We start from the raw sequence: 25,814 nt of genomic DNA on the forward strand, positions 1-25,814 counted from the left end.
CGGCCGGCAGACTGACCTGCCGGAGGGAAGGCAGGCCCGGGGTCTCGGTCACGACTCCGCGTCAGTCGCGGATCCGGGCCTACGCCTCTTCCGGACGACTGCGCAGCGTATTGGGAAGTCGGTGAAAACGGTTTGGTTTTGGCTCGCCATTTCGAGCGGAAACTGCGGAAATAGTAAGTCAACCGCTGTTGATTTGCAAGCCGGCAGCCGTCGATTTAGATGCCCCTCCGGCCTTGCCGCGGCAGAGCAAATGGACTGCGCGCGACGCTCAGCCTGCTGCCGTCGCGGCCCGTCAGGGCGGCGGCTCTCGGCCAGGCCGGGTCACGGCGCAGCCGATCCCGTCGATGCTTCGGATAGCGATGTCAGGCGCGGCGCGCCGAAAACATGGCGGCGTAGTCCCGGTCCTCGGGCTTGTCCTTGCGGCTGATCCGGTCGCCGGGCAGGGGATGCGACCGCACCCAGTCATTGATGACGAGGATGTGATCGCGCAGCAGCTCGGCCGCCGCGTCGATGTCGCCGGCAGCCAGATGCGCAGCGATCGCCTCGTGCTCCCTGAACGAGCGCACGCGATAGCCGCCCTCGCCACCCTGCAGGCGCACGCGCAGGGCCTCCAGCGCGGTGGATGTCAGCAGATAGGCGCGCTCGATATAGCGGTTGTCGCACTCCTCGAGAAAGGCGGCGTGGAAAGCGCTGTCGTGCCGGCGATAGCCGTCCCAGTCGCTCCGCTTCAGCGCGCGCGCCATCGCGGCGATTGCCGTCTCGAGCCGCGCGAGCACGCGACCAGGATTGCGGCGCATCGATTCACGCAGCGCCTCGTCCTCGAGCAGGGCGCGGAAGCGGCTCATGGTGAGCACGTCCTCGGCAGTGGGGGAGAACACATAGGTGCCCGATTGCGGTACCACCACGACGAGGCCCTTGTCCCGCAGGGCGATGAACGCGGCGCGTACCGGCGCCTTGCTCATGCCGAGCGCGTTGGCGATCTGGGTCTCTGACAGCGGCTCGCCGAATTCGAGTCCTCCCGACACGATGGCGTCGCGGATGCGCTCGAACGCCTCCGTGGTCATCGACATGACGTCTTCTCCATTCCGATTCCGTCCGCCGTCATAGCTCAGGCGGCGACTCTTGACAATAAACTGAACTTCTAGAATTCTAGAATTGCAACGATAAGCCCGATGGGCCTGCCCGAGCAGGGCGAGGGAGGACATCATGACACCGATGACGACCAAGCTGACCGGAGCCATAGCTCTTTTGATGCTGTCGACCGCGGTCGGCCACGCCGAGCCTTTCAAGATCGCGGTCTCGAACTCGTATATCGGCAATGAGTGGCGCGTGCAGATGATCAACTTCATGCAGGCCTATGCCGACAAGGCGCTCAAGGACAAGGTGGTGCTCACCGTCGACAATTCCGGCACTGACGCGCAGAAGCAGATCGCGGTGCTGTCCGACATGATCGCCTCGGGCGCGAATGCCATCCTGGTCAATCCGGCCTCCGACACCGCGCTCAACAGCGTGATCGAGGAGGCCTGCGCCCAGGGGATCACCGTCATCGCCTTCGACCAGCCGGTCACGGCGCCGTGCGCCTATGTCGTGGCGGTCGATTTCAACGAGATCGGCCGCATTCATGCCCAGTGGCTGGCCGATGCGCTCGGCGGCAAGGGCAACGTCATCATCAATCGCGGCGTCTCGGGCTTTCCGGCTGACACCAACATGAATGCCGGCATGACCGGCGTATTGGCCAAATATCCCGACATCAAGGTCGTCGCCGAAGTCTATGGCAAGTGGGACAATGCCGTCAGCCAGCAGGAGCTGACCAAGGCGTTGACCGCCAATCCGGAGGTCGACGGCATCCTGAACCAGTACGGCACCTATGGCGCGTTGCAGGCGCTGCTCAACCTCGACCGCCCGCTGGTCGCGATGTCGGGGCAGGGCGAGAATGGCTGGCGCCAAGCCATGCTGCAATACAAGGACAAAGGCTTGAAAGGGGTCTCGGCCGGCGATCCGGCTGTGATCGGCGCCTATGCCCTCAAGGTCGCCGCCGATATCCTCAGCGGCAATCCGCCGGCCGACAAGCGTGTCGCGGTGCCGGTGCCGACGGTCTCTACCGACACGCTGAAGCCCGGCGTCAACGTGTTTCCCGATCTGCCGCCGACGCTCGATGCCGACAGCGAGATTCCCGGCGCCAACCTCGGTCTCAAGATCGCGGACGGCATGAAGAAATAGCGGCGCCGCCAGAAAACGGGTACGGCCCATGCTGCGCCTTGTCGCCATCGACAAATCCTACGGGGCGACGCGCGCTCTGCGCGCCGTCACGATGGAGGCTGCTCCCGGCGACGTGCTCGGCCTTGTCGGCGAGAACGGCGCGGGGAAGTCGACGCTCCTCAAGATCCTGAGCGGCGCCGTCGAAGCCGATGCTGGGCGGATCGAGCTCGACGGCCGCGAGGTCGTCCTGCACGGCACGCATGATGCGCAGGCCCTCGGCATCGCCTCGGTGTTCCAGGAACTGACGCTGCTGCGCGACCTCAGCGTTGAGCAGAATCTCTTCCTGGCCGAGGCGCCGCTGACACGCTGGGGCACGGTCGACCGGCGTCGCCTGCGTCGGCACGCCGCCGAGGTGCTTGCGGCCCACCAGCTTGCGCTTGTCCCGTCCGCCCGCGTCGCCGCCCTGTCGCTCGGTCAGCAGCAACAGCTCGAGATCGTGCGCGCCGTCGCCCGCAAGCCGCGCATCCTGCTGCTCGACGAGGCGACCTCGGCGCTCGGCGCCACCGAGGTCGCCTGGCTCCGCGCGCTCGTCGCGCGGCTCGCGGCGGCGGGCACGATCGTGCTGTTCATCTCGCATCGATGGGACGAGATCGTCGGCTTCTGCAACCGCGTCGCCGTGCTGCGCAACGGCGAATGCGTCGGCGAGGCCGAGACGGCCGCGCTGGACGAGCCGGAAGCCGTCCGTCTGATGACGGGCCATGCCGCGAGCGAGCATGCCTTCCCGGCCAAGGCCAATGCGGCGGACGAGGTTGCGCTGCGCGCCACGCAGCTGGCGAGCCCGGTGCTGCATGGCGTCAGCCTCGCTCTCAGGCGCGGCGAGATTCTCGGTCTGGGCGGGCTGGTCGGCCAGGGGCAGGGCCATCTGCTCGAAGCCCTGTTTGGCGCCCATCGCGCCGCCGGAACCGTCGAGATCGGCGGCAGGCCGCTACGGCCCGCCTCGCCGCGCCAGGCGATGGCGGCGGGCCTCGCCTATGTGCCACAGGAGCGCAAGACCCAGGGCCTGCTGCTGTCCAAGTCCGTCGGGCTCAACCTCACGCTCGCCATCCTGCCGCGGCTGCGGGCGATGCTGGGGCTGATCGACCCGCGGGCTGAAGCTGCGATCTTCCGCGGTGCCATCGAGCGGCAGAAGATCAAGACGGCCGGCGCGGACGAGATTGTCCGCCACCTCTCGGGCGGCAACCAGCAGAAGGTTCTGCTCGAACGCTGGCTGCTGGCGCGCCCGGTCATCCTGTTGCTCAATGACGTGACGCGCGGCGTTGACATCGGCACCAAGCAGCACATCTACGAGGTCATCGCCGGCATCGCCCGCGAAGGCGTCGGCGTGATCTGGTACTCGACCGACGCTCGCGAGCTGGTCGGCGTCGCCCACCGCGTCCTCGTCATGCTCGGCGGGCGGGTTGTCGCCGAACTCGCCGGCGAAGAGATGACGGCCGGCCGTATCGTCGAGGCTGCTGTGCTCGGCGGGGGCAGCCGATGACGCGCCTCCGCTCCGCCGTCTCGGACGCCTGGCCGGTGCTGGTCTTCCTCGGCCTCCTCGCCATGCTCGTCCTGCTCAAGGGCCGGTTCAACGGCTTCGACATGCGTGCGCTTAGCGTCAACGCCCTGCCGCTCGTCCTCATCGCGCTGGCGCAGTTCCTCGTCATCCTGACGCGCGGCATCGATCTGTCGCTGGGGCCCGTCGCCAGCCTCGCCGGGGCGCTGATGGCCCTGCACGTCACCGACAGTCCGGCTCTCGGTTTCGCGCTGCCGCTGGCCGCGGGTCTCGCCGCCGGGCTGCTCAACGGCGCCCTCGTGGTCGGGCTCCGGCTGCCGCCAATCATCGTGACGCTGGCGACGATGTCGATCTGGCAGGGCGTGGCGTTGCTGGTGTTGCCCAATCCCGGCGGCTCCATTCCCGCGCTCTACCAGTCGATCTTCATGGGCGGCTTTTCGGCGCCTGCGATCGGCCTCGCCAGCCTCGCCGTCTGGACGGTGCTGCTGAGCTGGCTCATGGCGTCGCGCTTCGGGCTGGACCTCCGGGCCATCGGCAGCGACGAGGCCGCGGCGCGCATGAGCGGCATTCGCGTGGCGCGCGCCAAGCTTGGCGCCTATGCCGCCGCGGGGTTGCTGGCCGCGTTCAGCGGCATGTATCTCGGCGTCGCCATGGCGTCGGGGTCACCCGTCGTCGGCGACGGCTACATCCTCACCTCGATCGTCGCCGTCGTCATCGGCGGCATACCGCTGACCGGCGGACGCGGCGCGCCGATCGCCGTCGTCATGGGAGCGCTGATCCTCACCATCATGGCGAGCCTGCTCTATTTCGCGCAGGTCTCGTCCTTCTACCAGAGCCTCATCAACGGCCTCATCCTGCTCGCTGTCGTCGGTACGCCCGGCGCGCGCGGCTTCGCTGCCGGACTGTTTCGTCCATGACCGCCGCCGATCGCCTGCCGGCCGCGCCCCGGGTCCGGACATCCTCGCCGCGGCTCGCCGCCGCCGTGCCGCTCTTCCTCATCCTGCTGGCCATCGCCATGCTGGGGATCGGCGCGGCGCTCGCGCCCGGCTTCGCCTCCGCTGCCAATCTGCTGCAATTGCTGAAGATCGCTTCGTTCCTCGGCCTGGTGGCGCTCGGACAGACGCTGGTGATGCTGGTCGGCGGCATCGATCTCTCAGTCGCCTGGGTACTGACCGGCTCGGCCGTCGTCTTCACCGCGCTCTGCGCGGGGCAGGACGCCAATACCGCAACCGCTTGCCTCGCCGCGCTCGCCGTCGGCATCGCGGCGGGCGCCGCCAACGGCTTTGGTATCGTCAAGCTGCGCATCTCGCCGATCGTGATGACGCTGGCGATGAACAATATCGCGCTCGGCGGAACGCTCGTCTTCACCGGGGGAACGCCGAGCGGCGGGGTTTCCCCGCTGGTGCGCGGCATCGCCACCGGCGGCGTCGGCGGCATCCCCTACATGGTGATCGTCTGGGGTCTCGTGGCGACGCTCGCCATCGTCGCGATCCGTTATTCGCGCTGGGGCAGGCGGCTGCTGGCCGTCGGCGAGAACGCCACCGTCGCCCATCTGAACGGGATCGCCAATGACCGCGTCACGATCGGCGCCTATGTGCTGTGCGGAGCGCTGGCATCGGCCACCGGCATCCTGTTCGCTGCGTTCTCGGGATCGAGCTTCCTCGGCATGGGCGACCAGTTCGTGCTGCCGGCCATCGCCGCGGTAGTGCTGGGCGGCACCTCGATGTTCGGCGGCCGCGGCGGCTATGGCGGAACCTTCGCCGCCGTGATCTTCACCACCGTGCTGTCGACGGTGCTGGTCATCGGCAATATCCCCGCTGGTGTCCGCTCGATCATCTTCGGCGTCGCGATCCTTGTGGCGCTGGTCGCTCAGCGCGTGCTGACGCGCGGCGAGGACCGCGAATGAGGAACCCCATGCCACGGCGACAGATCACCGACGCGCATCATCATTTTTGGGATGTCGACCACGGCTATGCCTATCCATGGCTACAGGATCGCGGCGGCGGCGAGGGAATGCTCGGCGACCTCGCGCCGATCGCGGTGAGCTATGGACCGGGTGACTATCTCGCCGATGCGGCGGGCTACGACGTCGTGAAATCGGTTCATATCGAGGCCGTGCCGCTGGCGCCGCTGGCCGAGACGGATTGGCTGAACGGGCTCGGCCATTCCCTGCCTTCGGCGATCGTGGCGCAGGTCCGGCTCGACGAACCCGGGGTCGAGGCGGCGCTCGCGACGCAGGCGGGCCGGCCGCGCGTCAGGGGCATCCGCCATATCGTCAACTGGCATGCCGATCCGCGCTACAGCTTCACGCCGGCCGACCTCTTGCAGAGCACAAGCTGGCAGGCTGGCTACGCCCTGTTGCGTCGCTACGACCTCAGCTTCGATCTGCAGCTCTATCCGGGCCAGATGGCGACCGCCTTCGATCTGATCCGCCGGCATCCCGAGACGCTCGCCATCATCAATCATGCCGGCATGCCGGTCGACCGCGACGAGGCGGGCCTCCACGCATGGCGCGAGGGCATGCGGCGTCTCGCCGGACTTGACAATGTCGTCGCCAAGATCTCGGGCCTCGGCATGGTCGAGCATGGCTGGAGCGAGGCCAGCATCCGGCCCTTCGTGCTCGACACCATCGCCGCCTTCGGCACCGGACGGACCATGTTCGGCTCGAACTTTCCGGTGGATCGGCTGTATTCGTCCTTCGATACTCTCTATGGCGCTTTCGAGCGCATCGTCTCCGATTTCAGCGAGACCGAGAAGGATCGGCTGTTCCGCACCAATGCGGAACGCTGGTACCGGATCTAGAACGCTGACCCTGGAAAGAGCACGACATGGCGCGTTTCAGACTGCCGACCCTCGATGCGCAAGATGCCGACCGGTGGCTGCGCAACCTCGTTGCCGCCTCGGCGCTGACGACCAGGGCTCCGTGAACGATGGACGACATACGCTACGACTTCGTCATCATCGGCGCCGGCAGCGCCGGCTGCGTGCTGGCCAACCGGCTGAGCGCTTCCGGGCGGCATCGCGTCCTGATCCTCGAGGCCGGCGGACGCGACGACTGGATCTGGTTCCACGTTCCGGTGGGCTATCTGTTCGCCATGGGCAATCCGCGCGCCGACTGGTGCTTTCGCACCGAGCCGGTGCCGGGCCTCGGCGGACGGGTGCTCGACTATCCCCGCGGCCGCGTCATCGGCGGCAGCTCGGCGATCAACGGCATGATCTACATGCGCGGCCAGGCCGCCGACTATGATCATTGGCGCCAGCTGGGCAATGCCGGCTGGGGCTGGGACGACGTGCTGCCCTATTTCATGCGCAGCGAGAATCGCGCCGCTGGCGGGGATCTGCATGGCCGGGACGGGGAGTGGCATGTCGATTCGATGCGCCTCCGCTGGCAGGTTCTCGACCGGTTCCGCGACGCAGCCGGGGAGATGGGAATTCCCGCGACCAGCGATTTCAACCGCGGCGACAACGAGGGCGCCGGCTATTTCGAGGTCAACCAGCGGCGTGGACGGCGCTGGTCCGCGGCTTCCGCGTTCCTCAAGCCGGCGCTCCGCCGCGCCAATGTCACGCTCTGGACCGGCGCCCGCGTGCGGCGCCTGCTGGTCGACGGCGCGAGGGTCTCGGGCCTCGAAGTCGAGCACGAGGGCGATATCAGGCGGATCGCCGCCGGCCGCGAGATCATCCTCAGCGCCGGGGCCGTGGGCAGCCCCCATCTGCTGCAGCTCTCGGGGATCGGCGATCCCTCTCTGCTCGGCGCGCATGGCGTCGCGCCCGTGCACGCCTTGCCCAGCGTCGGCGAGAACCTGCAGGATCATCTGCAGCTGCGCCTGATCTACCGTGTCAGCGGGCTGCCGACGCTCAACCGCCGCGCTGGCAGCCTCGTCGGCAAGGCGGCGATGGCGCTGCAATATGGGCTTGCCCGCCGCGGTCCGATGACCATGGCGCCGTCGCAGCTCGGCGGCTTTACCCGCTCCTCGTCCGAATTCGCGACGCCGAACGTGCAGTTCCACGTCCAGCCGCTCAGCCTCGATCGCTTCGGTGAGCCGCTGCACAGTTTCGATGCCTTCACGGCGACGGCCTGCAACCTGCGGCCCGAGAGCCGCGGATCGGTGCGGCTCAAGGCGGCGGACGGCGCGCTGGCGCCCGCGATCCAGCCCAACTACCTGGCGACCGAGGGCGACAGGCGCGTCGCCGCCGACAGCATTCGCCTCGTGCGCCGCATCGTGCTGGAGAGCCGCGCCTTCCGGCCGCACGATCCCGAAGAGTACCGTCCTGGCCTCGCCTTCGCGTCGGAGGAGGAATTGCGGCAGGCGGCGGCCAGCATCGGCACCACCATCTTCCATCCCGTCGGCACCTGCCGCATGGGTTCGGATCGCGATGCGGTCGTCGACGCCCGCCTGCGGTTGCGCGGCCTCGCGGGCCTGCGCATCGCCGACGCCTCGATCATGCCGACCATCACCTCAGGCAATACCAACGCGCCCACCACCATGATCGCGGAGAAGGCGGCCGACCTCATCCTCGAGGATGTCGGCCTCTGACGACGCGCTCGCCGGCACCGCTATGCTCCTTTGGACGAATACTGCTCCTCTGTCTCGAGGACGGTCTTGGGTCCCTTCCAGGCCGGCACTTTCGGTCCGATATTGGATCGCGTCCGGACCTGCCCCGCATATGACGCAAGCCTTCAGGCGGCGGCGTCATGCCCTCGGCTACCGGGTGGAGAACCAGAAGCTTCTGCGCGATGATGTCGAGCGGCAATCGTCGTTCGCATGTTCGAGCGTTATCCGGAATTGGCTGGTCTCACGCCGCGGGTCCAAGAGCCGAGCGCGGGCGGCGCCAGAACCCGAAAGCGGCAGTTCTCGCACGGGAAGGCTCCTTTCGGCGCCGTACTGCACGGTGCCGTCATGCGGGAGGTCGGCGTGGCACTGAACATCAATGTCAGCACGGTCGATATCGCGACGGTGCCAATCAACCTTCCGCGCTACACCGATCGCAAACTTGCGGTGCGCGCGCTGGCGTGTTCTCAACTCGTCGCGGCCGACATCAGCTACGGCTTCAAACCGGTCGAAACCACCGCGGCGTTTCCGAGCTGGGAGGACGCCTACAGTATCGGCGTGCGGTTCAACGATGAGAAGAGCGATATCTTCGTTGGAGGTAAAAACTATGCCGAGCCGCATCGCAGGGGCGAGGCTCACATACTCTATCTCTCCGGTGTCGAGCACATCGACTTCTCGACCCCACGGCACACCATCGAGATCCTGCTAAGGCGCAGCTTCATGCGCGAGATAGCCGACGACCTCGAAGTGCCTGATGTCTCGTATCTCGGCCATAGCCTCTTTCACGTTTCGAACGATCCGCTACTTCGACAGTTGGCGCTGCGCATCTACCCTTACTTCGACGAACCCGAAACACTCGAGCCGTTGTTCGCCGACCATCTCATATGGGGGGTGGGCATCTATGTTTGTGCGCACTATGGCGATCTTGCCGCTCGTCGCCGCCTGGTCGGAGGGTTGAGCACCTGGCAGGAGCGATTGGCCAAGGACATTATCGAGACGCGTCTCGTTGGTGGATTGGGTCTGGCTGAGGTCGCCGCGCTGTGCGGCCTGCGCACAAGTCAGTTTGCGCATGCGTTCAAGCGATCGACGGGCGTCGCGCCTTATCAGTGGCTTCTGCTTCGCAGGCTGGCTCGTGCGAGAGAGCTATTTATCAATCGCCACATATCGCTCGCTGACATCGCCATGATGTGCGGCTTTGCAGATCAGGCCCACCTTACCCGCATGTTCTCCCGCCATTTGGGGATCACGCCGGCGAGGTACCGCCTAGCCTTGCAGTGACCCATACATCCGCTGGCGGCAATCCAAGCCTGAAGGCCGACCCCGTGCGATGCGTCGAAAGGCGGCGAGTTGTGCTCGCCGCCTCCCGTTGATCGGTGCCTAGTCCAGGTATTCGACCTTCAGATGCTGGATCGTGCCATTGAAGGCGAAGGGCTTGCGGTCGAAATACGCGAGCGAGACGGGGGAATAGCTGTCCCGGCCGACGTCAAAGGCGTCGTTGGCGGTAAAGGCAAGCGCTGTCGAGCGCGGGACACGCCCCTTGCTGACCTCCTTGCCATCCACGCGGATGACGATGTCGAGCGGCGCCAGGCGGACGTCGCTGGCCTTGCGCGTTTCGACCTCGATCTTGACCTTTCCGGTCGGGAGCGGGGCGGACGTTTCCAGCTGCGTCCGCTCGATCTCGAACAGATTGTACTCGTAGTGGAGCTTGCCGTCCTCGACCCACAGGGCGACACCGCCCGAGACGGCGCCGAGCGCGTAGAGCACGCCCTTCGAGTCGGGCTGCAAATCCGCATCGATCGTGACGAGGGTGCTGCGTGAACCCAGTCGCGGCGCGGTGAACTCGGGAACGCCGACGACCTCCTGTGTGTAGTTGAATGTCTTGGCGGGATTGGACGGAGCGTCTTCCGGATGGAAGACGACGGACCACAGCCCTCCGCCAACCGGATAGACCTTGTTGTCTTTCGCGCTCGCGTCGAACGCATCCTTCAGCTCCTTGAGCTTGTCGGGATTGGCGGCCGCGAGGTCCTTCGCCTGCGAGAAATCCTTGTTGAGATCATAGAGCTCCCAGACATCGTCCTTCGGCGACCATTTCATGATCGAAGGATCGATGCCGGCTTGCCAGGGCACTCTCGGCCCGAATACCGAAGCGATCCAACCGTCCTTGTAGTAGGCGCGGCTGCCCATGACCTCGAAATACTGCTCCTTCTTGTGGTCGGGCGCCGTCGGGGACGCGAAGGAATAGGTCATGCTGGTGCCGTCGAGCTGATCCTGGCTGACGCCGTCGACGAGCTTCGGCGGCGTGATGTGCAGGATGTCGTAGATCGTCGGCACGATATCGTTGACATGGTGGAATTGCGGACGCGGCGTCTTGTCCGCCTTGATCCGGCTTGGCCAGGACACCGCGAGCGGCGTGCGCGTGCCGCCAAAATGCGCGGCGATCAGCTTGGTCGACCGGTACGGCGTCGAGCCAGCCCAGGCCCAGCCGGCATGGTACATGTTGTCCACTTTGGACGACCCGAGCACATCCAGGCCGCCGAGCTCGTTCAGCGTGCGAATGTGATCCTTGACCTCGGAAGGAATGCCATTCTGCGCCAGGAGCTCGCTGATCGTGCCGTTCTGGCCTTCCGCGCTCGAGCCGTTGTCGCCCCAGATATAGAAGACGAGGGTATTGTCGCGGATGCCGAGCTCGTCCAGGGCATCGATCAGCCGGCCTGCCTGCGCGTCCGCGTGTTCGGTGTATCCGGCGAACACTTCCATGAGCCGACGCTGGAATGGTTTTTCATCCTCGGGAATATCGGCCCATGCGGCGAGCGTCGCCGGCCGGGGCGTCAGTTCCGTGTCTTTCGGGATCCAGCCGAGTTCCTTCTGGCGGGCGAAGACGCGCTCGCGCATGACGTCCCAGCCGTCGTCGAACTGGCCCTTATACTTGTCCGCCCATTCCTTGAAGATGTGATGCGGACCATGGGAAGCGCCGGGGGCCCAGTACATGAAGAAGGGCCGCTCCGGCGTCAGCGCGTGGACCTGCTTCATCCAGGAGACGGCCTTGTCGGTCATGTCTTCTGTGAAATGATACTCGTCCTTGCCCTCGGACGGATTCACCCGGACCGTGTTTTCGACGACCGCAGGCTCCCATTGCGAGGATTCTCCCGCAAGGAAGCCGTAGAAGTAGTCGAAGCCGATTCCCTGGCCCGCCGGCCAGTTCGTATAGGGACCGACGGCCGTGGTCTCGTTGGCGGGCGTGTTGTGCCATTTTCCGAAGGCGCTGGTCGCGTAGCCATAATAGCCGAGGACCTTCGCCGCGGTCGCGGATGTGCGCGGGATCCGGCCGGAATAGCCATCCCAGTCATTCGCCAGTTCGGCGATCTGGCCATAGCCGACGCGGTGGTGATTGCGCCCGGTCAGCAGCGCCGCTCGGGTGGGGGAGCACATCGCGGCATTGTGGAAGCGGTTATAGGTGATCCCGTCCCCGGCAACGCGGCTCAACGTGCTTGTATTGATGACGCCGCCGAAGGTGCTCGGAAGCGCCGGGCCCACGTCGTCGAGCATGATAACGACGATATTCGGTGCGTTGGCCGGAAGATGCGACGCCGCCGGCAGCGGGCTGTAGGTCGATTCCGCGATCGTCGGACCGGCCTTGCTGCCGGAGGGCGTCGGCGGAAACGGCAGCGATTCCTGAGCTGCGACGGGGGATCCCAACATCAGGAGCGACGTGCTTACGCCCAACCAGCGCGCTCTGAATCGGTGACTAGGAGGCCGGTTCATTCACTTCTCCATTTCGAACAACACACCTGAACCCGACATGGCTTGTCGACGTATCGATCGCTTCGGCATGGCGGGCTGCGGGTCGATAGCGGCGGCAGTAGTTCGGCGCGCACAGATGCGATCCGCCCTTCAGAACCTTCCGCGGGATTTTTATGTGGGGGAGACACGGATCGTAGCTGGCGGACTCAAGCCCTCCGCGAGGGTTTTGGGGTATGCAGCAGGCCTTCGCCGCGTCCGCTTCGTGCTTGGGAGCGTACCAGTCGGACGTCCACTCCCAGACGTTCCCGATCATGTCGTAGAGACCGTATCCATTGGGCGGAAAGGCCTTTACGGGTGACGTGCGGGCGTATCCGTCGAGCTTGTGATTGACCGTCGGAAACGATCCCTGCCACGTATTGGCCATATGCCGACCATCCGGGGTCAGCTCCGAGCCCCAGGCGTATTCGGCCCGGTCGAGATCCCCTCTAGCGGCAAATTCCCACTCGGCTTCCGTGGGAAGATCCTTGCCCTTCCATCGAGCGTAGGCCAATGCGTCGTGGTGGCTGATATGGACGGCGGGATGATCGTCCAGCCCGGCAAGGCTGCTGCGTGGTCCATAAGGCTGGCGCCAATTGGCGTCCTTCAGGAAGCTCCACCATTGCGACCAGTCGCCGAGATCGACGCGCCCGATCGGCTCTCGGAAGACGAGCGAGCCCGCATACAGCATCTCTGGCAAGATGCCGGGATAGTCTCGAGGGTCCGGCGCGAATTCCGCAAACGTGCGATATCCGGTGGCCGCCACGAACTCGGCAAACTGTCCGTTGGTGACAGGGGTTTCGTCGATGAAGAAGCCCTCGACGCTGACACGATGAGCCGGCTTCTCTTCGGGGTAATGATGATCCGAGCCCATCCAGAAGGTTCCGGCCCGCACGAAAATCATGCCAGCGCGCGCGCTCGCCGATGACAAGTCCGTCTGAGCCGTCTCGCCCTGCATTGCCAGCCTTCCCGTCGATCTGCGTCACGATCGCGAGCGCATCCGCGATCCCGGCGAACCCATACAGGGCGTAGTGATCGAGACTGTCCCGATCGCACAATTCGCGACTGCGGCGGCATTGACGGAGCCAAGGTACTGGCTCCGATGGATGCAATCGCGGCAGGACGGTCGCGCATCCGTAGGACGAGACTGTTCCGTTGGAACAATCTCTTGGTTTGAATGTGCTATGGGCTCCATATGAGCCCACGATTGATCAAAAGAGACGCCGCCGAGGCCATTCTCCGGCAGAATGGCTGGCTGTCCCATCAGCCCGAGGCCTTCCAGAAGGAGGTCCTGCGGCGCTCCGTCCTTGTGCATTTCGAGCCGGGCGAGCTGATTTTCGATTTCGGCGACGAACTGGGAGGCATCCATGGCCTCGTGAGCGGCGTCACGACAATCAACACCGCTCCGCCAGACCATATCCCGCAGTTGATCAATGTCGGCGCGCCGGGCGCCTGGGCCGGAGAAGGGTGCTTCCTGGCGCGCCAGCCGCGGAGCGTCCAAATACGCGCCCTGGTCGAGACCTGGCTGATGTACCTGCCGCTTGAGCAGATGGATGAAATGGCCGATGCCGACCCGATGGTCGCTCACAACTTCGGCCAGATCATCATGACTAATGTCGACGCCCTGATCCGGGTGATCCATGACCTGCAGAGGGTCGATCCCGATCGCAGGATTGCCTCCGTTCTGCAGCGGGCGCGGTGGATCGGGGAGCATCCCCTCCCGTTGACGCAGTCCGAGATCGGCACCATGGCCCGCGCGTCACGAAGGCAGGTTAATGCCGCCTTGAAGCGTTTTGCGGACTATGGATGGCTGAGGACCGGCTATCGTTCGGTCACCATCCTCAATCCCGAGAAGCTGCGGCTTTTTTCCACCGAAGACGACTAGGCCAACCCGTCCAGGCGGAGCGGTTCTCCATACGAGGCGGTGGTTCATGAGCGTGACATTGAACAAGAGAGCAAACGCAGAGGCCATTCTCCGGCAGAACGGATGGCTGTCGACGCAACCGGAAGCTTTCCGGAGCGAGGTCCTTCGACGCTCCGTCCTGCTGCGTTTCGCGCCGGATGAGGTCATCTATCACTTCGGTGATGACCTCGGAGGCATCTATGGCCTTGTGAGCGGCGTCGTTGCCGTCAATACCGCGCCGCAGAGTGATGCTCCGCAGTTGGTCCACATGGGCGTACCGGGTTCCTGGACCGGCGAAGACAGCTATCTGATCCGCCAGCCGCGACGTCTCGAACTGCGGGCAGTGGTCGAGACCTGGGTGATGCATCTGCCGCTCGACCAGATGGCCCAGATGACCGCTGCCGATCCCACGGTCATTCGCAATTTCTGCCAGAATCTCCTGAGCGGCGTCGGCGTGCTCATCCGGATCGTCCACGATCTGCAAAAGCAGGATCCCGATCGCAGGATAGCCTCGGTGCTGCAGCGCATGACGTGGAGCAGCCATCAGGTCCTGTTGACCCAGACCGAGGTCGGCACGATGGCCTCGGCGTCCCGCCGCCAGGTCAATGCCGCCTTGAAGCGATTTGCCGCCAACGGATGGCTGACGACCAGTTATGGTTCGATCACAGTCCTGAATGCCGAAGCGTTGCGGCTCTTCGGCAATGAGGACGTTCGTTGAGGTCAAAGCCGATTTCCGGTTTAAGCCGAAGCGGGGCGTTTTGCCCTGACCAGCGCGATGCCTCGCGTTGAGCCTGAGCGAGGTTGGGCCGCCACCGGAGCGGCGGCCCTCGAGATCAGGTGTTTTCGGCGGCGCGGCGCCGGCGCAGTTCCGGAACGGGCAATCCGCCCCAACCCCAGTTTTCCAGCTCGACCTCTTCGATCACGACGAACGTCGAATCGAGGGGCTTGCCGAGCACGTCGAGCAGCAGCTGGCTCGTGCCGGCGATGAGCCTGACCTTTTCCTCGGCCGTGGCCGCATCACGGCCCGGAGCCGAGCCTTCGCGGGTGATTTGAATGGTGACGATGGGCATTGCGGCATCCCTTAGTGACCGGCGCTCTGGCCGCCGTCGACATGCAGGATCTCGCCCGTCACGAAGCTCGCGGTTTCGAGGTAAAGCACGGCGTCGGTGATGTCGCGGATCTCGCCCATACGCCTGACCGGGTGCAGGCCCGCCATGAACGCATGGGTTTCCGGGGCATGCATCGGGGTCTTGATGACGCCGGGCGACACGGCGTTCACGCGCACGCCCTTGCCCGCATATTCGATCGCCAGGGCTTTCGTCGCCGAATTGACACCACCCTTGGTCAGGTTGGCCAGCACGGTGGGCACCCCGGCAATCGCATGGTCGGTCAAGCTCGTGGTGATGCTGACGATATGGCCGGAACCCTGCTTCAGCATCTCGGCCGCAACGGCCTGCGTGATGTGGAAGAAACCGGCGAGGTTGGTCGAGATCTTCGACGCGAAATCCTCGGCAGTATAGTCGATGAACGGCTTGGCGATGAAGAGACCGGCGTTGTTCACCAGCGTGTCGATCCGGCCAAAGCGGTCCAGTGCTTCCCTGACGATGCGCTTCGCGGTGGCCGGATCACCGATGTCGCCCGCAATGGCGAGGATGTCGGGATCGCTGCCCTGCTTGATCGAGCGCGACGTGGCCACGACCCGGAAGTTGCGTTCGCGATAGGCCTTGACCAGCGCGGCGCCAATCCCCTGCGAGCCGCCGGTGATGACGACGACCTTTTGTTCATTGCTCATGATCAGTCCTTAGTGAATGAGTTCCGGCAGGTCAGCTGCTGCCGTCGACCCTTCCATTCGGGTCGGTCATCAACATCGGATTGATCGTCGATCGACTGAATAACCGCTCCTCGGCAGGCATCCTTCCTTCAATCGGAAGAATGATGAGCGACTATTCCGCGAGGGCGTCAGCTTGGGCTGAGAGCCGCGCAAACTCCGCTCGTAGTCGTGGAACCGCGAAATCCACGAATGCACGAACCTTGGGGGTCAGAGTTCGGCCCTCCGGGGTGATGAGATGCACGGGAAGAGGGGCGGGCTCCGCATCGCGCAACAGGATCTTCAGCGAGCCGTCCTGCACCCGCTCCGCCACATGGTAGGTATAGAGGCGCGTGACGCCATACCCGTCCACTGCCGAGGCGAGCGCGGCGCGAACGCTGTTCACCACGAGCCGGGGCTTGAAATGGATCGAGCGCGCGATCGTGCCGCCCGGAGGCGGAGGGAATACCCAGGCATCATGTCCGAAGTGCGTGGTGGTGACGATGCGATGCTTGGTCAGATCCGCCGGTTCGACGATGCGCGGATGCTCGGCCAGATAGCGCGGCGAGGCCACGATCACGCGCTTGACGTCGCCGCCCACCCGAACGGCAACCAGCGAGGAATCGGGCAACTGCGCGACGCGAAGCGCCACGTCGATGCCCTCTTCGACGAGATTGGCCGAACGATCGACCAGGATGAGATTCACGGTCACGGCCGGGAAGGCGTCGAGGAACGCATCAATGACCGGGCGCAGGATTTCCTCGCCGCTGATCGGGGGCGCCGTGATCGTCAGGGTTCCGCGCGGCGCGGCGCGCTCGCCTGTCGCGCACATATCGGCCTCTTCGAGATCGATCAGGACACGCCTGCACGCCGCGGCGTATCGCTCGCCTGCCTCGCTGAGCTTGATCGATCGCGTGGTGCGATGAAGCAGTTCGGCGCCAACATGATGCTCAAGGAAGGCAATGGCCCGACTGACCGCAGCGGGCGAACGCTGGAGCTTGCGGCCAGCAGCCGCCAAACTTCCTTCGTCCAGCGCCGCAACAAACACCCTCATTGCCTCGATACGGTCCATGTATCCTTCCCAATCGCGGAACGCTGTGGCCGGCCCCGAGCGAAGACGGCTCCAGGGAGCAACAAGTTCATACTGTTCCCGGCCGTTATGCCGATAGCCGGAAGGATGCGTGTCAAATGACGGCAATTCAAGCCGCTTCCCGCATGAACTGACAAAGCAGGATCAGCTCCGCCGCGAAGATTCCTGGCTAGTCGTAATCCAGGGCTCCTGCCGGTCATGATGCAGAGCAAACGGTCGCCAGCGCTTTACCGTCGGCCGAGACATCCGCCAACAGGCCTGCCTTGCCGCCATGGACACGATGATGTCTACGAAACGCGGGGCTGTTCATGCCGCTGCTGAGGCTGTGACGGCCTAGAGCCATTCGGGTTCAGGATTCTCCCTGCTTCCAAATGGCGTCTGGCCCGCCAAAGTGGCAGAAACGGCGAAGGACTTGCCGCGAGTTTAAGCAGACTGGTTTCTTCATGAGCAACCTGCAAGAAATCATTCGTTCATAGAAAACCAGTGTTGCGTTCCCTTCCGTTTGATGAAAAGTTGCCTATAGAGCAACCTTCGGAGGGCGGATGGAACGGTCTTCCACCACCTGTGACGATACGACAGAGCCTGCGGTCGAGGATGTGCCTGCGTCCCCGAACGGTTTCAACGTCGGTGCGCGGCTGCGCGCATTCCGTCAGCAGAAGAACATTTCGATCGATGCCGTGGCGGCGAAGGCCGGCGTCAGCAAATCCTTCCTCAGCCGCTTCGAGCGCGATCTCGTACAGGCCTCGATCGCATCGCTCCTGCGCATTTGCGACGCGATCGACGTGAAGCCGGGTGCGATCTTCGATCCGCCGGCGACGAGCTTCGTCAAGGCCGGGCAGGGCGCGCCGATCAATCTCGGCGGTGTCGGCATGCGCGAGCGCATCGTCGGCGGCGTCGGCAACGAGCACATGATGACGCTCCATTCCGTGATCGACCCGGGCGGCGGGTCCGGCCCCGAGGCCTATGCCATCCGCGCCGATCTCGACCTCGTCCACGTCATCAGCGGTGAGCTCGACATCTCCGTCGGCGGCGAGGACTACCACATGACCTCGGGCGACACGCTGAGTTTCGACCCGAAGATTCCGCATACCTGGCAAAATCCGTCCGCGAGCGAGCCCTGCGTCACGCTCTGGATGATCGTGCCGCCCCCGGCCTGACCGGCCTTCCAAGCTTTTCGTTGAGTCCGCCCATGCAGAAGCTCCACGTCACCGACATTCACAAGCGCTTCGGCGAAACCGAAGTCCTGAAGGGCATCGGCCTCGACGCCGCGGCGGGCGACGTCATCTCGATCATCGGCTCTTCCGGGTCGGGCAAGAGTACGTTCCTGCGCTGCATCAACATGCTGGAGCGGCCGAACAGTGGCACGATCCGCGTCAACGGCGAGGTCCTGGACCTCGTGCCTGACCGGCGCGACGGAACCCTGCGCGCGAAAAGCGCCAGCCAGCTGCAGCGCATTCGCTCGCGCCTCGCCATGGTGTTCCAGAACTTCTGCCTCTGGTCGCATATGAGCGTCCTCGACAACGTGACCGAGGCTCCCGTCAGCGTGCTCGGCGTATCCCGCAAGGAAGCGGTGGAGCGCGCCAAGGCCAATCTCGCCAAGGTCGGCATCAAGCCTGAAACCCACGAGCGCTATCCCTCGCAGCTTTCCGGTGGCCAGCAGCAGCGCGTTGCAATCGCCCGCGCGCTCACCATGGAGCCCGACGTGATGCTCTTCGACGAGCCGACCTCGGCACTCGATCCCGAGCTCGTCGGCGAGGTGCTGCGTGTCATGCAGACGCTCGCCGAGGAAGGCAGGACCATGGTCGTCGTCACGCACGAGATGGGTTTTGCGCGCCATCTCTCCTCGAAGGTCATGTTCCTGCACGAGGGGCGCGTCGAGGAGGAAGGCTCGCCCGAGGCTCTGTTCGGCACCCCGGAGAGCCCGCGTCTCCGACAGTTTCTGGCAGGCCGTCTCCAGGCCTGAACCATCGCCGCGTCGAGGGCGGCTCACGAGATTTCGACGCCAGGGCCCGGCGCCGAATGGAATGCCAATAATCCCTTTCAGAGAACGAGACTTCCCATGACCAAGCTTTCCACCCTCTTCCTCAGCGGCTTCATCGCCCTGGCCTCGCTTTCGCCGGCGATCGCCAAGCAGGTGACGATCGCGACCGACGCGACCTTCCCGCCCTTCGAGTCCGTCGACGCGAACGGCAAGCTCGTCGGCTACGACATCGAGCTGATGAGCGCCGTGTGCAAGGCGGCTGAACTCGACTGCAACATCATTGCCGCCGCCTGGGACGGCATGATCCCCGGCCTCACCGCCGGCAAGTATGATGTGTTGATCTCGCAGCTGACCGTCACCGACGCGCGTCGCAAGATCATGGCCTTCAGCGATATCTATTCGCACCCGACCTTCCGCTTCGTCGCCAAGAAGGGCGCCAATCTCGACGTCAGCCCGGACGGGCTCGCCGGCAAGATCATCGCCGTCCAGACCGGCACGCCGATGGACGCCTTCGTCACCAAGACCTTCCCGAAGGCGACGATTAAGCGCTACGACGGCGGCAGCGCCCCCTATCTGGAGCTCACCGCCGGACGTGCCGATCTCCACATGAGCTACGAGGCGCAGATCACGCACGCCTTCCTCAACGGCGACAACGCCGAGAAATTCGAGCTCGTCGGCCCGCAATACACCGGCAAGGACGCGCCGGAATTCGGTGAGGGCGTCGCGATCGCGATCAACCGCCGCAACGCCGACCTCCTCGCGAAAATCAATGCCGGCCTCGCCAAGATCCGCGAGAACGGTGAGCTCGCGGCGATCGACGCCAAGTATTTCGGCAAGAACTAAGGCGGATCGATGCTCGGCGGCTATGTCGCATCTGTGCTGGCGGCGGGGTGGATCACCCTGTCGCTGGCCTTCGTGTCCCTGATACTGGCCGTCGTGATCGGCATCGCGGCGGCGCTCGCCAAGCTTTCGCGCTCGCGGGCGCTGCGCGTCACCGCCACGCTCTATACATCCGTGGTCCGGGGCATCCCGGACCTCGTCATGATGCTTCTCGTCTTCTATTCGCTGCCCGCGCTCCTCAACCAGGCGGCGCAGGACTGGGGTTACGACGTCTATATCGAGTTCAGCCCCTTCGCGGCGGGCGCCGCGACGCTGGGGCTCATCTTCGGCGCCTATATGGCCGAGACGTTTCGCGGCGCCCTGATGAACATTCCCAAGGGCCAGGTCGAGGCTGCCGAAGCTTATGGGCTCGGACGGATCCGCATCTTCTGGCGCATCCTCCTGCCGCAGATGATGCGCCTCGCGCTGCCCGGCTTCACCAACAACTGGCTGGTGCTCGCCAAGGCTACGGCGCTCGTTTCGCTGCTCGGCCTCCAGGACGTCATGTTCCGGGCCAAAGGCGCGGCGGAGGCGACGGCCAAGCCCTTCACCTTCTACCTTCTCGCCGGCGGGTTTTATCTCACGATCACCGCCATTTCGCTCTTCATCCTTTCCCGTGCCGCCAAGCGCTATGAGCTCGGCGTGAAGGAACTTGCCCAATGAGCTGGGACATCATCGTCGAGAATCTCGGCTTCTATGCCGAGGGCGCGAAGCTGACGGTGATCCTCACCGTCGCCTCGCTCGCCATCTCTTTCGTTCTGGCGATGCCGCTGGCGCTCGGGCGCAATTCGCACAACGCGTTCCTGCGCAATGCGATCGCGCTTTATACGCTGGTGTTTCGCGGGACGCCGCTGCTTGTCCAGCTGTTCCTGATCTATTACGGGCTCGCGCAGTTCGATCTCGTGCGCGAAAGTCTCCTTTGGCCGTGGCTGTCGAGCGCGCTCGTCTGCGTCATCCTGACCTTCGTCCTGAACACGACGGCCTATACGACGGAGATCTTCGCAGGCAGTCTTCGACATCTGCCGGTGGGGGAGATCGAGGCGGCGCGCGCCTATGGCATGTCGCCCTTCACCCGGGCTCGGCGCATTCTCCTGCCGGCCATGCTGACGCGCTCGCTGACGCTCTACGGCAACGAGACGGTTATGATGCTCCACGCGACGTCGCTCGCCAGCACCGTGACGCTGCTGGAAGTCACCGGCGTCGCCCGCAACATCGCGCTGAACTACTACATCATGTTCGAGCCCTACGTGACGGCGGCCGCGATCTATCTCGTGCTGACGCTCGTGCTAGTCCTCCTTTTCCAATACGCCCAGCACCGCTGGGCCGGCTACCTCCAGGCGCGGCTCTGACCGCGCCCTTTCCAGCAAGGATCATCCTTCCATGAACCAGAAGCCCGATCTCGGCGCCCTGTTCGGCGCGGGCGAGACCTCGACCTTCCTCGGCCTCGACGCCTGCGACGACCTCAGCGCCCTGGACGCGCCGATCGCGATCCTCGGCGTTCCCTGCGCGACGCCCTACCGCTCCGTCGGTGCCTATTGCCGCAACGCGCCGGACGCGCTGCGCCGCGCGACGGCGCCGCTTACGGCCAATCTCGAACGCCACGATTTCGACAGCGGCGGTCAGGTCTTCCCCGAACGGCGCCTTCGCGCGGTGGATTGCGGCGACCTTCCCTTCGACGAAGCGGACGGGGCCGCCAATCGCGACGCGATCCGCGGCGCGGTGCGCACGATCCTGGAGCGGAACGCCGTGCCGGTGCTTCTCGGCGGCGACGATTCCATCCCGATCCCGATGCTTCAGGCGATCGGCGACACGGCCGGTGACCGGAAGTTCACCATTCTCCAGATCGACGCTCATATCGACTGGCGTGAAACGCATATGGACGAGCCGATGGGGCTCTCCTCCACCATGCGCCGCGCCTCCGAGATGGCGCATATCGAGCGCATCGTGCAGGTCGGCGCGCGGGGCATCGGCTCGGCCGCGACGAGCGACTACGAGGATGCCGTGAAATGGGGCGTGTCCTTCGTTCCGGCGCGCGAACTCCACCGTTCGGGCGTCCAGAAGGCGCTGGACCTCATTCCCGAGGGAAGCGACATCATCGTCTGCATCGATGCCGACGCGATCGACCCGGCCTTGGTTCCGGGCGTCATCGCCCGCTCGCCCGGCGGCCTCTCCTATGACGAAGTCACCGACCTCATCCGGGGCGCGGCGGCGCGCGGCCGGATCGCGGCGATCGACTTCGTGGAGTTCATGCCGGAGCGCGACGTCGACGGCATCGGCGCCCTGACTTTCGCGCGCGTCATCACGACGGCACTCGGCCTGATCGCCCGCCAGAAGGCCTGATCGCCTTCACCGTCATCCCAATCGAACGGCCTCCCGCGTACCCGCGCGGGGGGCCGTTTCGCGTTCAGACCGAGCTCAGGAGAATGCTCGTCTCGCTGTTGAGAATGCCGTCGATCTGGCGGACCTCGCGCAACACGCGGTCGAAATCGTGGAGCGAGGAAGCGCGGATTTCCGCGATCAGATCCCAGCTTCCGTTCGTCGTGTGGAGCGAATGAAGCTCCGGCATGCCGCGCAGGCGCTTGATGATCGCCGTGGTGGACTTGCCCGCCACCTCGATCATCATCACCGCGCGGATCGCGTTGGCGTCATGGTCCTGCCGCACGCGTACCGTGAAGCCGAGCAGCGCGCCGCTATCCAGAAGGCGGTCGATGCGCGCCTGCACCGTGCCGCGCGTGACGCCCAGAATGTCGGCGAGCTTGGACACGGGGGCGCGTCCGTCACTGCGCAGGACGTCGATCATCCGTCGATCGAGCTCGTCGAGCTGGTACATGCAAAACGTCCAATCTCTACTGGCAATCTGCTTAGCATAGCACGCATTTCTCGCCATCATTGACATTTCTAACGGCATTTTGCGCGCCTATCCTGTGGTCTTTCCAGCCTTCTCCAACCCTTCTGAAACGAGTTCCATGAGCGGTTTCGCAGTCCAGGCGCCATCGGGCGTCGTGATGATCCGTCCCCACCATTTCACGCCCAATCCCGAAACGGCGGCGGACAACGTCTTCCAGTCGGCGGACGGCTTTCGCACCCGTGGCGAGATCGCGGAAGCGGCCTTCGACGAGGTGACGCGCATGGCCGGGCGCCTGCGCGAAGCCGGCGTCACCGTCCATCTCTTCGAGGACGAGAGCACCGCGACGCCGGACTCGGTCTTTCCGAACAACTGGTTCTCGACCCATGCCGGCGGGCATGTCGCGATCTATCCGATGTTCAATCCGAGCCGGCGCCGCGAGCGCCGCTCCGACGTCATCGAGATGCTGAAGCAGCGTTACCGCGTGCAGGACGTCATCGATTATTCCGGCCTCGAGCCCGACAATGTCTTCCTGGAAGGCACAGGCGCGATGGTGCTCGACCATATCGGCCGCATCGCCTATGCGGCGCGCTCGAACCGCACCAACGAGGTCGCGCTAGAGCGCTTCTGCACGCATTTCAACTTCGAGCCCATGCTGTTCGAAGCCGCCGATGCGAACGGCGCGAAGATCTACCATACCAACGTCATCATGTGCGTCGGCACCGAGATCGCGCTGGTCGGCCTCGACTCGATCGTTGGAGACGCGCGCCGGGCCGAAATCCGCGCGCGGCTGGAGGAAACCGGCCGCATCGTCGTGCCGCTGAGCCACTCGCAGATCGCCGAGTTCGCCGGCAACGCGCTCGAACTTCGCGGCAGCAAGGGGCGGTTTCTCGCGATCTCATCGCGCGCCGCGGCCTCGCTGACGCCGGAGCAGCGCGCAAGCATCGAAGCCGTCACGCCCCTGCTTGCCCTCGACGTTCCGACGGTCGAGCTCGCGGGTGGTTCGGTGCGCTGCATGCTTGCCGGCATCCATCTCGCCGCGCGTTCCGAGCCGACGGCTTCGCTCGGCTGACCTCCCTGAAGTGGAAACGAGAGCCATGAACCCCAAGCTGAACGTCGTTCCCTTCGTGAGCGTCGACCACATGATGAAGCTCGTGCTGTCGATCGGCATCGAGCGCTTCCTTCTGGAACTCTGCGCCTATGTCGAGGACGACTTCCGACGCTGGGAGAGCTTCGACAAGGTGGCGCGTGTCGCCGCCCATTCGCCGGACGGGGTGATCGAGCTGATGCCGACCTCCGATGGTGCGGCCTACGGGTTCAAGTATGTGAACGGCCACCCGAAGAACACGCGCGACGGTCGCCAGACCGTGACGGCCTTCGGCGTCCTGGCGGATGTCGCCAACGGCTATCCTGTTCTCCTCACCGAAATGACGATCCTGACCGCGCTGCGCACCGCCGCGACCTCGGCCGTCGCCGCCCGGCACCTGGCGCCGAAGGGCGCGCGGACCATGGCGATCATAGGCAACGGCGCGCAGGCCGAGTTCCAGGCTCTGGCGATGAAGGCGCTGATCGGCGTCGATCGCTTGCGCCTGTACGACATCGATCGTGCGGCCAGCGAGAAATGCCGGCTCAACCTCCAGAGCTTCGGCTTCGACATTGCGATCTGCGAAGGGACGGAGGAAGCGGTACAAGGCGCCGAGATCGTCACCACCGTCACGGCGGACAAGCAGTACGCGACGATCCTCACCGACAATCTCGTCGGCGCGGGAATCCATATCAACGCGGTCGGCGGCGACTGCCCGGGCAAGACCGAGCTGCAGGCCGCCATTTTGCGTCGCTCCGACATCTTCGTGGAATACCCGCCGCAGACGCGCATCGAGGGCGAGATCCAGCAGCTCTCACCCGACCACCCGGTGACGGAGCTCTGGCGCGTCATTGTCGGCGAAGCGCGAGGCCGAACCGACGGGCGGCAGATCACCCTGTTCGACTCCGTCGGCTTCGCCACCGAGGACTTCTCGGCCCTGCGCTATGTCCGCGACAAGCTGGCGGGCACGACCCTCTACGAAGAACTCGACCTTCTCGCCGACCCCGACGACCCCCGCGATCTCTTCGGCATGCTGCTGCGCGCAGCAGCCTAAGGGAGGCGCTTTCGGATACTTGCGCCGCAGCAGACAGGCGACTTTCCACCCGCGTGGCCCGCCCGTGTCCGGAGGCCGAACGCATCGCTGGCTGACGGCGGCGCCCTCAATCCGCCGCTACGCGATAAGCACCTCGGCGCGACCTCGACGAATAGCCTCGGCAACCTCGTCGGGAGGAGCTGCATCCGACACCAGGCGGTCCACGTCTGCCCAACTTGCAAGCTCGAATATGCCGCGCTTGTAGTACTTGGTGCTGTCTGCCAGCACCGTGACGCTCTCGACACGGTCGATCATCGCTCGGGCGATCTGGGCTTCCCTCTCGTCGAAGTCAAAAACGCCCGCCTTGTCGACGGCGCCGACCGTCAGGAAGGCGTGGTGGGCGCGGAAGCGGCCAATCTGCTCGACGGCGAGCGGCCCCACGGTTTCGGAGGCGTCTGGACTGTAGGCCCCCCCCAGCAGGAACACCTTGTTTTCCGGGTTGGCCGCGACGGTCGCAGCGATCCGCGAGCTGTTGGTGATGACGGTCAGGCCGTTGCAAGACAATATCGCCTCGGCCAGGACCAGCGTGGTCGTGCCGGTATCGATGAAGAGTGAGTCCCCGGGGCGCAGCAGAGCGGCCGCCGCTTGGGCGATCTTGCGCTTCGCGCTCAGACTCTCCCCCATGCGCGTGGCGAAGGGCCCCTCCACCGTGGCATCAGGCGCCGAAAGCGGAATGCGTGCGCCGCCATGGAACTTGTGCACGCGGCCAATGGAATCGAGCACAACAAGATCGCGTCGCACGGTTTCCTTGGACATGCCTAGCCGGGCGGCGAGATCGTCGACGCTGACCTCGCCCTGGCTGAGGACAAGCTTGACGATTTCTTCCTGGCGTTCATTCGGACGCACTGTGCACATCCTCGGTTTGTGGATACGGCCCGCCTAACGTGCACCGTGATGACCGAATAGGCAACATTCGGTCACAAAAATAACGCTAGCGGGCCGCCATCCCAGCGTTTCGTGGCCCAATACTGCGGCCGAGGAGCACTCCCGGTGGCCGTTATCCCCAGATCAGCGCCTTGGGGTGGGCGAGGCCAGACGGGCGGCGGTCCTGCTA

25 protein-coding genes are annotated in these 25,814 nt (G+C 65.0%); 17 read left to right on the top strand and 8 right to left on the bottom strand.

From position 1 onward, the window contains the following. Nucleotides 1-362 precede the first annotated feature (362 nt). Nucleotides 363-1,070 carry a GntR family transcriptional regulator gene (locus AC6HZP_RS07315; RefSeq protein ID WP_201402976.1) on the bottom strand — a complete coding sequence of 236 codons (708 nt, stop codon included), beginning with the start codon at nucleotides 1,068-1,070 and terminating at the stop codon, nucleotides 363-365. A gap of 136 nt (nucleotides 1,071-1,206) precedes the next feature. On the opposite strand from AC6HZP_RS07315, the gene AC6HZP_RS07320 reads away from it, so the two are divergent. From AC6HZP_RS07320 to AC6HZP_RS07350, 7 genes are all read left to right on the top strand, one after another. Continuing rightward, nucleotides 1,207-2,220 (top strand): substrate-binding domain-containing protein, encoded by a 1,014-nt coding sequence (locus AC6HZP_RS07320; protein WP_201402977.1) that lies wholly within the window; start codon nucleotides 1,207-1,209, stop codon nucleotides 2,218-2,220. 28 nt (nucleotides 2,221-2,248) lie between these two features. Beyond that, nucleotides 2,249-3,736 carry a sugar ABC transporter ATP-binding protein gene (locus tag AC6HZP_RS07325; RefSeq protein WP_497526029.1) on the top strand — a complete coding sequence of 496 codons (1,488 nt, stop codon included), beginning with the start codon at nucleotides 2,249-2,251 and terminating at the stop codon, nucleotides 3,734-3,736. Further along, nucleotides 3,733-4,668 (top strand): ABC transporter permease, encoded by a 936-nt coding sequence (locus tag AC6HZP_RS07330; protein WP_497526030.1) that lies wholly within the window; start codon nucleotides 3,733-3,735, stop codon nucleotides 4,666-4,668. Before AC6HZP_RS07325 ends, AC6HZP_RS07330 begins: the two co-directional genes overlap by 4 nt. Then, nucleotides 4,665-5,657 carry an ABC transporter permease gene (locus AC6HZP_RS07335; RefSeq protein WP_201402980.1) on the top strand — a complete coding sequence of 331 codons (993 nt, stop codon included), beginning with the start codon at nucleotides 4,665-4,667 and terminating at the stop codon, nucleotides 5,655-5,657. Before AC6HZP_RS07330 ends, AC6HZP_RS07335 begins: the two co-directional genes overlap by 4 nt. A gap of 8 nt (nucleotides 5,658-5,665) precedes the next feature. Then, nucleotides 5,666-6,553: an amidohydrolase family protein gene (locus AC6HZP_RS07340; RefSeq protein ID WP_497526031.1), complete on the top strand. Its 888-nt coding sequence runs from the start codon at nucleotides 5,666-5,668 to the stop codon at nucleotides 6,551-6,553. A 128-nt stretch (nucleotides 6,554-6,681) separates the two neighbouring features. Next, the gene (locus tag AC6HZP_RS07345; RefSeq protein WP_497526032.1) at nucleotides 6,682-8,286 is read left to right on the top strand and encodes a GMC family oxidoreductase; all 1,605 of its coding nucleotides are present in this window, start codon (nucleotides 6,682-6,684) and stop codon (nucleotides 8,284-8,286) included. Nucleotides 8,287-8,514: 228 nt separating this feature from the next. Then, complete coding sequence (locus AC6HZP_RS07350; protein ID WP_497526033.1) at nucleotides 8,515-9,579, top strand: helix-turn-helix domain-containing protein; 1,065 nt, start codon at nucleotides 8,515-8,517, stop codon at nucleotides 9,577-9,579. A 99-nt stretch (nucleotides 9,580-9,678) separates the two neighbouring features. Here AC6HZP_RS07350 and AC6HZP_RS07355 read toward each other — a convergent pair whose 3' ends face one another. Together AC6HZP_RS07355 and AC6HZP_RS07360 are read right to left on the bottom strand one after the other, a co-directional pair. Beyond that, on the bottom strand, nucleotides 9,679-12,063 hold the full coding sequence (locus AC6HZP_RS07355; RefSeq protein ID WP_497526034.1) for an arylsulfatase: 2,385 nt from the start codon (nucleotides 12,061-12,063) through the stop codon (nucleotides 9,679-9,681). Continuing rightward, entirely contained in the window at nucleotides 12,047-12,982 is a 936-nt protein-coding gene (locus AC6HZP_RS07360) for a formylglycine-generating enzyme family protein (protein WP_497526751.1), read from the bottom strand. The genes AC6HZP_RS07355 and AC6HZP_RS07360 overlap by 17 nt, the downstream gene beginning before the upstream one ends. A 303-nt stretch (nucleotides 12,983-13,285) precedes the next feature. Between AC6HZP_RS07360 and AC6HZP_RS07365 the strand changes: the two genes are divergently transcribed. Then, on the top strand, nucleotides 13,286-13,963 hold the full coding sequence (locus AC6HZP_RS07365) for a Crp/Fnr family transcriptional regulator (RefSeq protein WP_497526035.1): 678 nt from the start codon (nucleotides 13,286-13,288) through the stop codon (nucleotides 13,961-13,963). Between the two features lie 46 nt (nucleotides 13,964-14,009). Next, nucleotides 14,010-14,699, top strand: coding sequence for a Crp/Fnr family transcriptional regulator (locus AC6HZP_RS07370; protein ID WP_497526036.1), 690 nt, complete (start codon nucleotides 14,010-14,012; stop codon nucleotides 14,697-14,699). Between the two features lie 115 nt (nucleotides 14,700-14,814). Here the strand turns inward: AC6HZP_RS07370 and AC6HZP_RS07375 are convergent, their stop codons facing one another. The 3 genes from AC6HZP_RS07375 to AC6HZP_RS07385 all read right to left on the bottom strand — a co-directional run bounded on the left by AC6HZP_RS07375 (nucleotide 14,815) and on the right by AC6HZP_RS07385 (nucleotide 16,860). Next, complete coding sequence (locus tag AC6HZP_RS07375) at nucleotides 14,815-15,051, bottom strand: tautomerase family protein (RefSeq protein WP_497526037.1); 237 nt, start codon at nucleotides 15,049-15,051, stop codon at nucleotides 14,815-14,817. Between the two features lie 11 nt (nucleotides 15,052-15,062). Continuing rightward, complete coding sequence (locus tag AC6HZP_RS07380) at nucleotides 15,063-15,773, bottom strand: SDR family NAD(P)-dependent oxidoreductase (protein WP_497526038.1); 711 nt, start codon at nucleotides 15,771-15,773, stop codon at nucleotides 15,063-15,065. A gap of 151 nt (nucleotides 15,774-15,924) precedes the next feature. Further along, complete coding sequence (locus AC6HZP_RS07385; protein WP_497526039.1) at nucleotides 15,925-16,860, bottom strand: LysR family transcriptional regulator; 936 nt, start codon at nucleotides 16,858-16,860, stop codon at nucleotides 15,925-15,927. Between the two features lie 560 nt (nucleotides 16,861-17,420). Here AC6HZP_RS07385 and AC6HZP_RS07390 point away from each other — a divergent pair. From AC6HZP_RS07390 to AC6HZP_RS07415, 6 genes are all read left to right on the top strand, one after another. Next, nucleotides 17,421-18,035 carry a helix-turn-helix domain-containing protein gene (locus AC6HZP_RS07390; protein ID WP_201402989.1) on the top strand — a complete coding sequence of 205 codons (615 nt, stop codon included), beginning with the start codon at nucleotides 17,421-17,423 and terminating at the stop codon, nucleotides 18,033-18,035. 32 nt (nucleotides 18,036-18,067) lie between these two features. After that, nucleotides 18,068-18,841 (top strand): ABC transporter ATP-binding protein, encoded by a 774-nt coding sequence (locus tag AC6HZP_RS07395; RefSeq protein WP_497526040.1) that lies wholly within the window; start codon nucleotides 18,068-18,070, stop codon nucleotides 18,839-18,841. A gap of 96 nt (nucleotides 18,842-18,937) precedes the next feature. Beyond that, nucleotides 18,938-19,702, top strand: coding sequence for a transporter substrate-binding domain-containing protein (locus AC6HZP_RS07400; RefSeq protein WP_497526041.1), 765 nt, complete (start codon nucleotides 18,938-18,940; stop codon nucleotides 19,700-19,702). Nucleotides 19,703-19,711: 9 nt separating this feature from the next. Further along, on the top strand, nucleotides 19,712-20,401 hold the full coding sequence (locus tag AC6HZP_RS07405) for an ABC transporter permease (protein ID WP_201402992.1): 690 nt from the start codon (nucleotides 19,712-19,714) through the stop codon (nucleotides 20,399-20,401). Then, a complete protein-coding gene (locus tag AC6HZP_RS07410; RefSeq protein WP_497526042.1) occupies nucleotides 20,398-21,087 on the top strand; it encodes an ABC transporter permease in 690 nt (229 codons plus the stop codon). The genes AC6HZP_RS07405 and AC6HZP_RS07410 overlap by 4 nt, the downstream gene beginning before the upstream one ends. Before the next feature lie 31 nt (nucleotides 21,088-21,118). Then, nucleotides 21,119-22,078, top strand: a complete 960-nt coding sequence (locus AC6HZP_RS07415; protein ID WP_497526043.1) for an arginase family protein — start codon at nucleotides 21,119-21,121, stop codon at nucleotides 22,076-22,078. A gap of 64 nt (nucleotides 22,079-22,142) precedes the next feature. Here AC6HZP_RS07415 and AC6HZP_RS07420 read toward each other — a convergent pair whose 3' ends face one another. Continuing rightward, nucleotides 22,143-22,568: an Lrp/AsnC family transcriptional regulator gene (locus AC6HZP_RS07420; RefSeq protein WP_201402995.1), complete on the bottom strand. Its 426-nt coding sequence runs from the start codon at nucleotides 22,566-22,568 to the stop codon at nucleotides 22,143-22,145. Between the two features lie 136 nt (nucleotides 22,569-22,704). On the opposite strand from AC6HZP_RS07420, the gene ctlX reads away from it, so the two are divergent. Both ctlX and ocd read left to right on the top strand, forming a co-directional pair. Further along, nucleotides 22,705-23,655, top strand: coding sequence for a citrulline utilization hydrolase CtlX (gene ctlX, locus AC6HZP_RS07425; RefSeq protein ID WP_497526044.1), 951 nt, complete (start codon nucleotides 22,705-22,707; stop codon nucleotides 23,653-23,655). A gap of 25 nt (nucleotides 23,656-23,680) precedes the next feature. Then, nucleotides 23,681-24,721, top strand: coding sequence for an ornithine cyclodeaminase (gene ocd / locus AC6HZP_RS07430; RefSeq protein WP_497526045.1), 1,041 nt, complete (start codon nucleotides 23,681-23,683; stop codon nucleotides 24,719-24,721). Nucleotides 24,722-24,838: 117 nt separating this feature from the next. Here ocd and AC6HZP_RS07435 read toward each other — a convergent pair whose 3' ends face one another. Further along, the gene (locus AC6HZP_RS07435) at nucleotides 24,839-25,615 is read right to left on the bottom strand and encodes a DeoR/GlpR family DNA-binding transcription regulator (protein WP_497526046.1); all 777 of its coding nucleotides are present in this window, start codon (nucleotides 25,613-25,615) and stop codon (nucleotides 24,839-24,841) included. Nucleotides 25,616-25,814: the final 199 nt, after the last annotated feature.

The sequence above is a fragment of the Kaistia sp. SLG-1 genome (assembly GCF_059699055.1).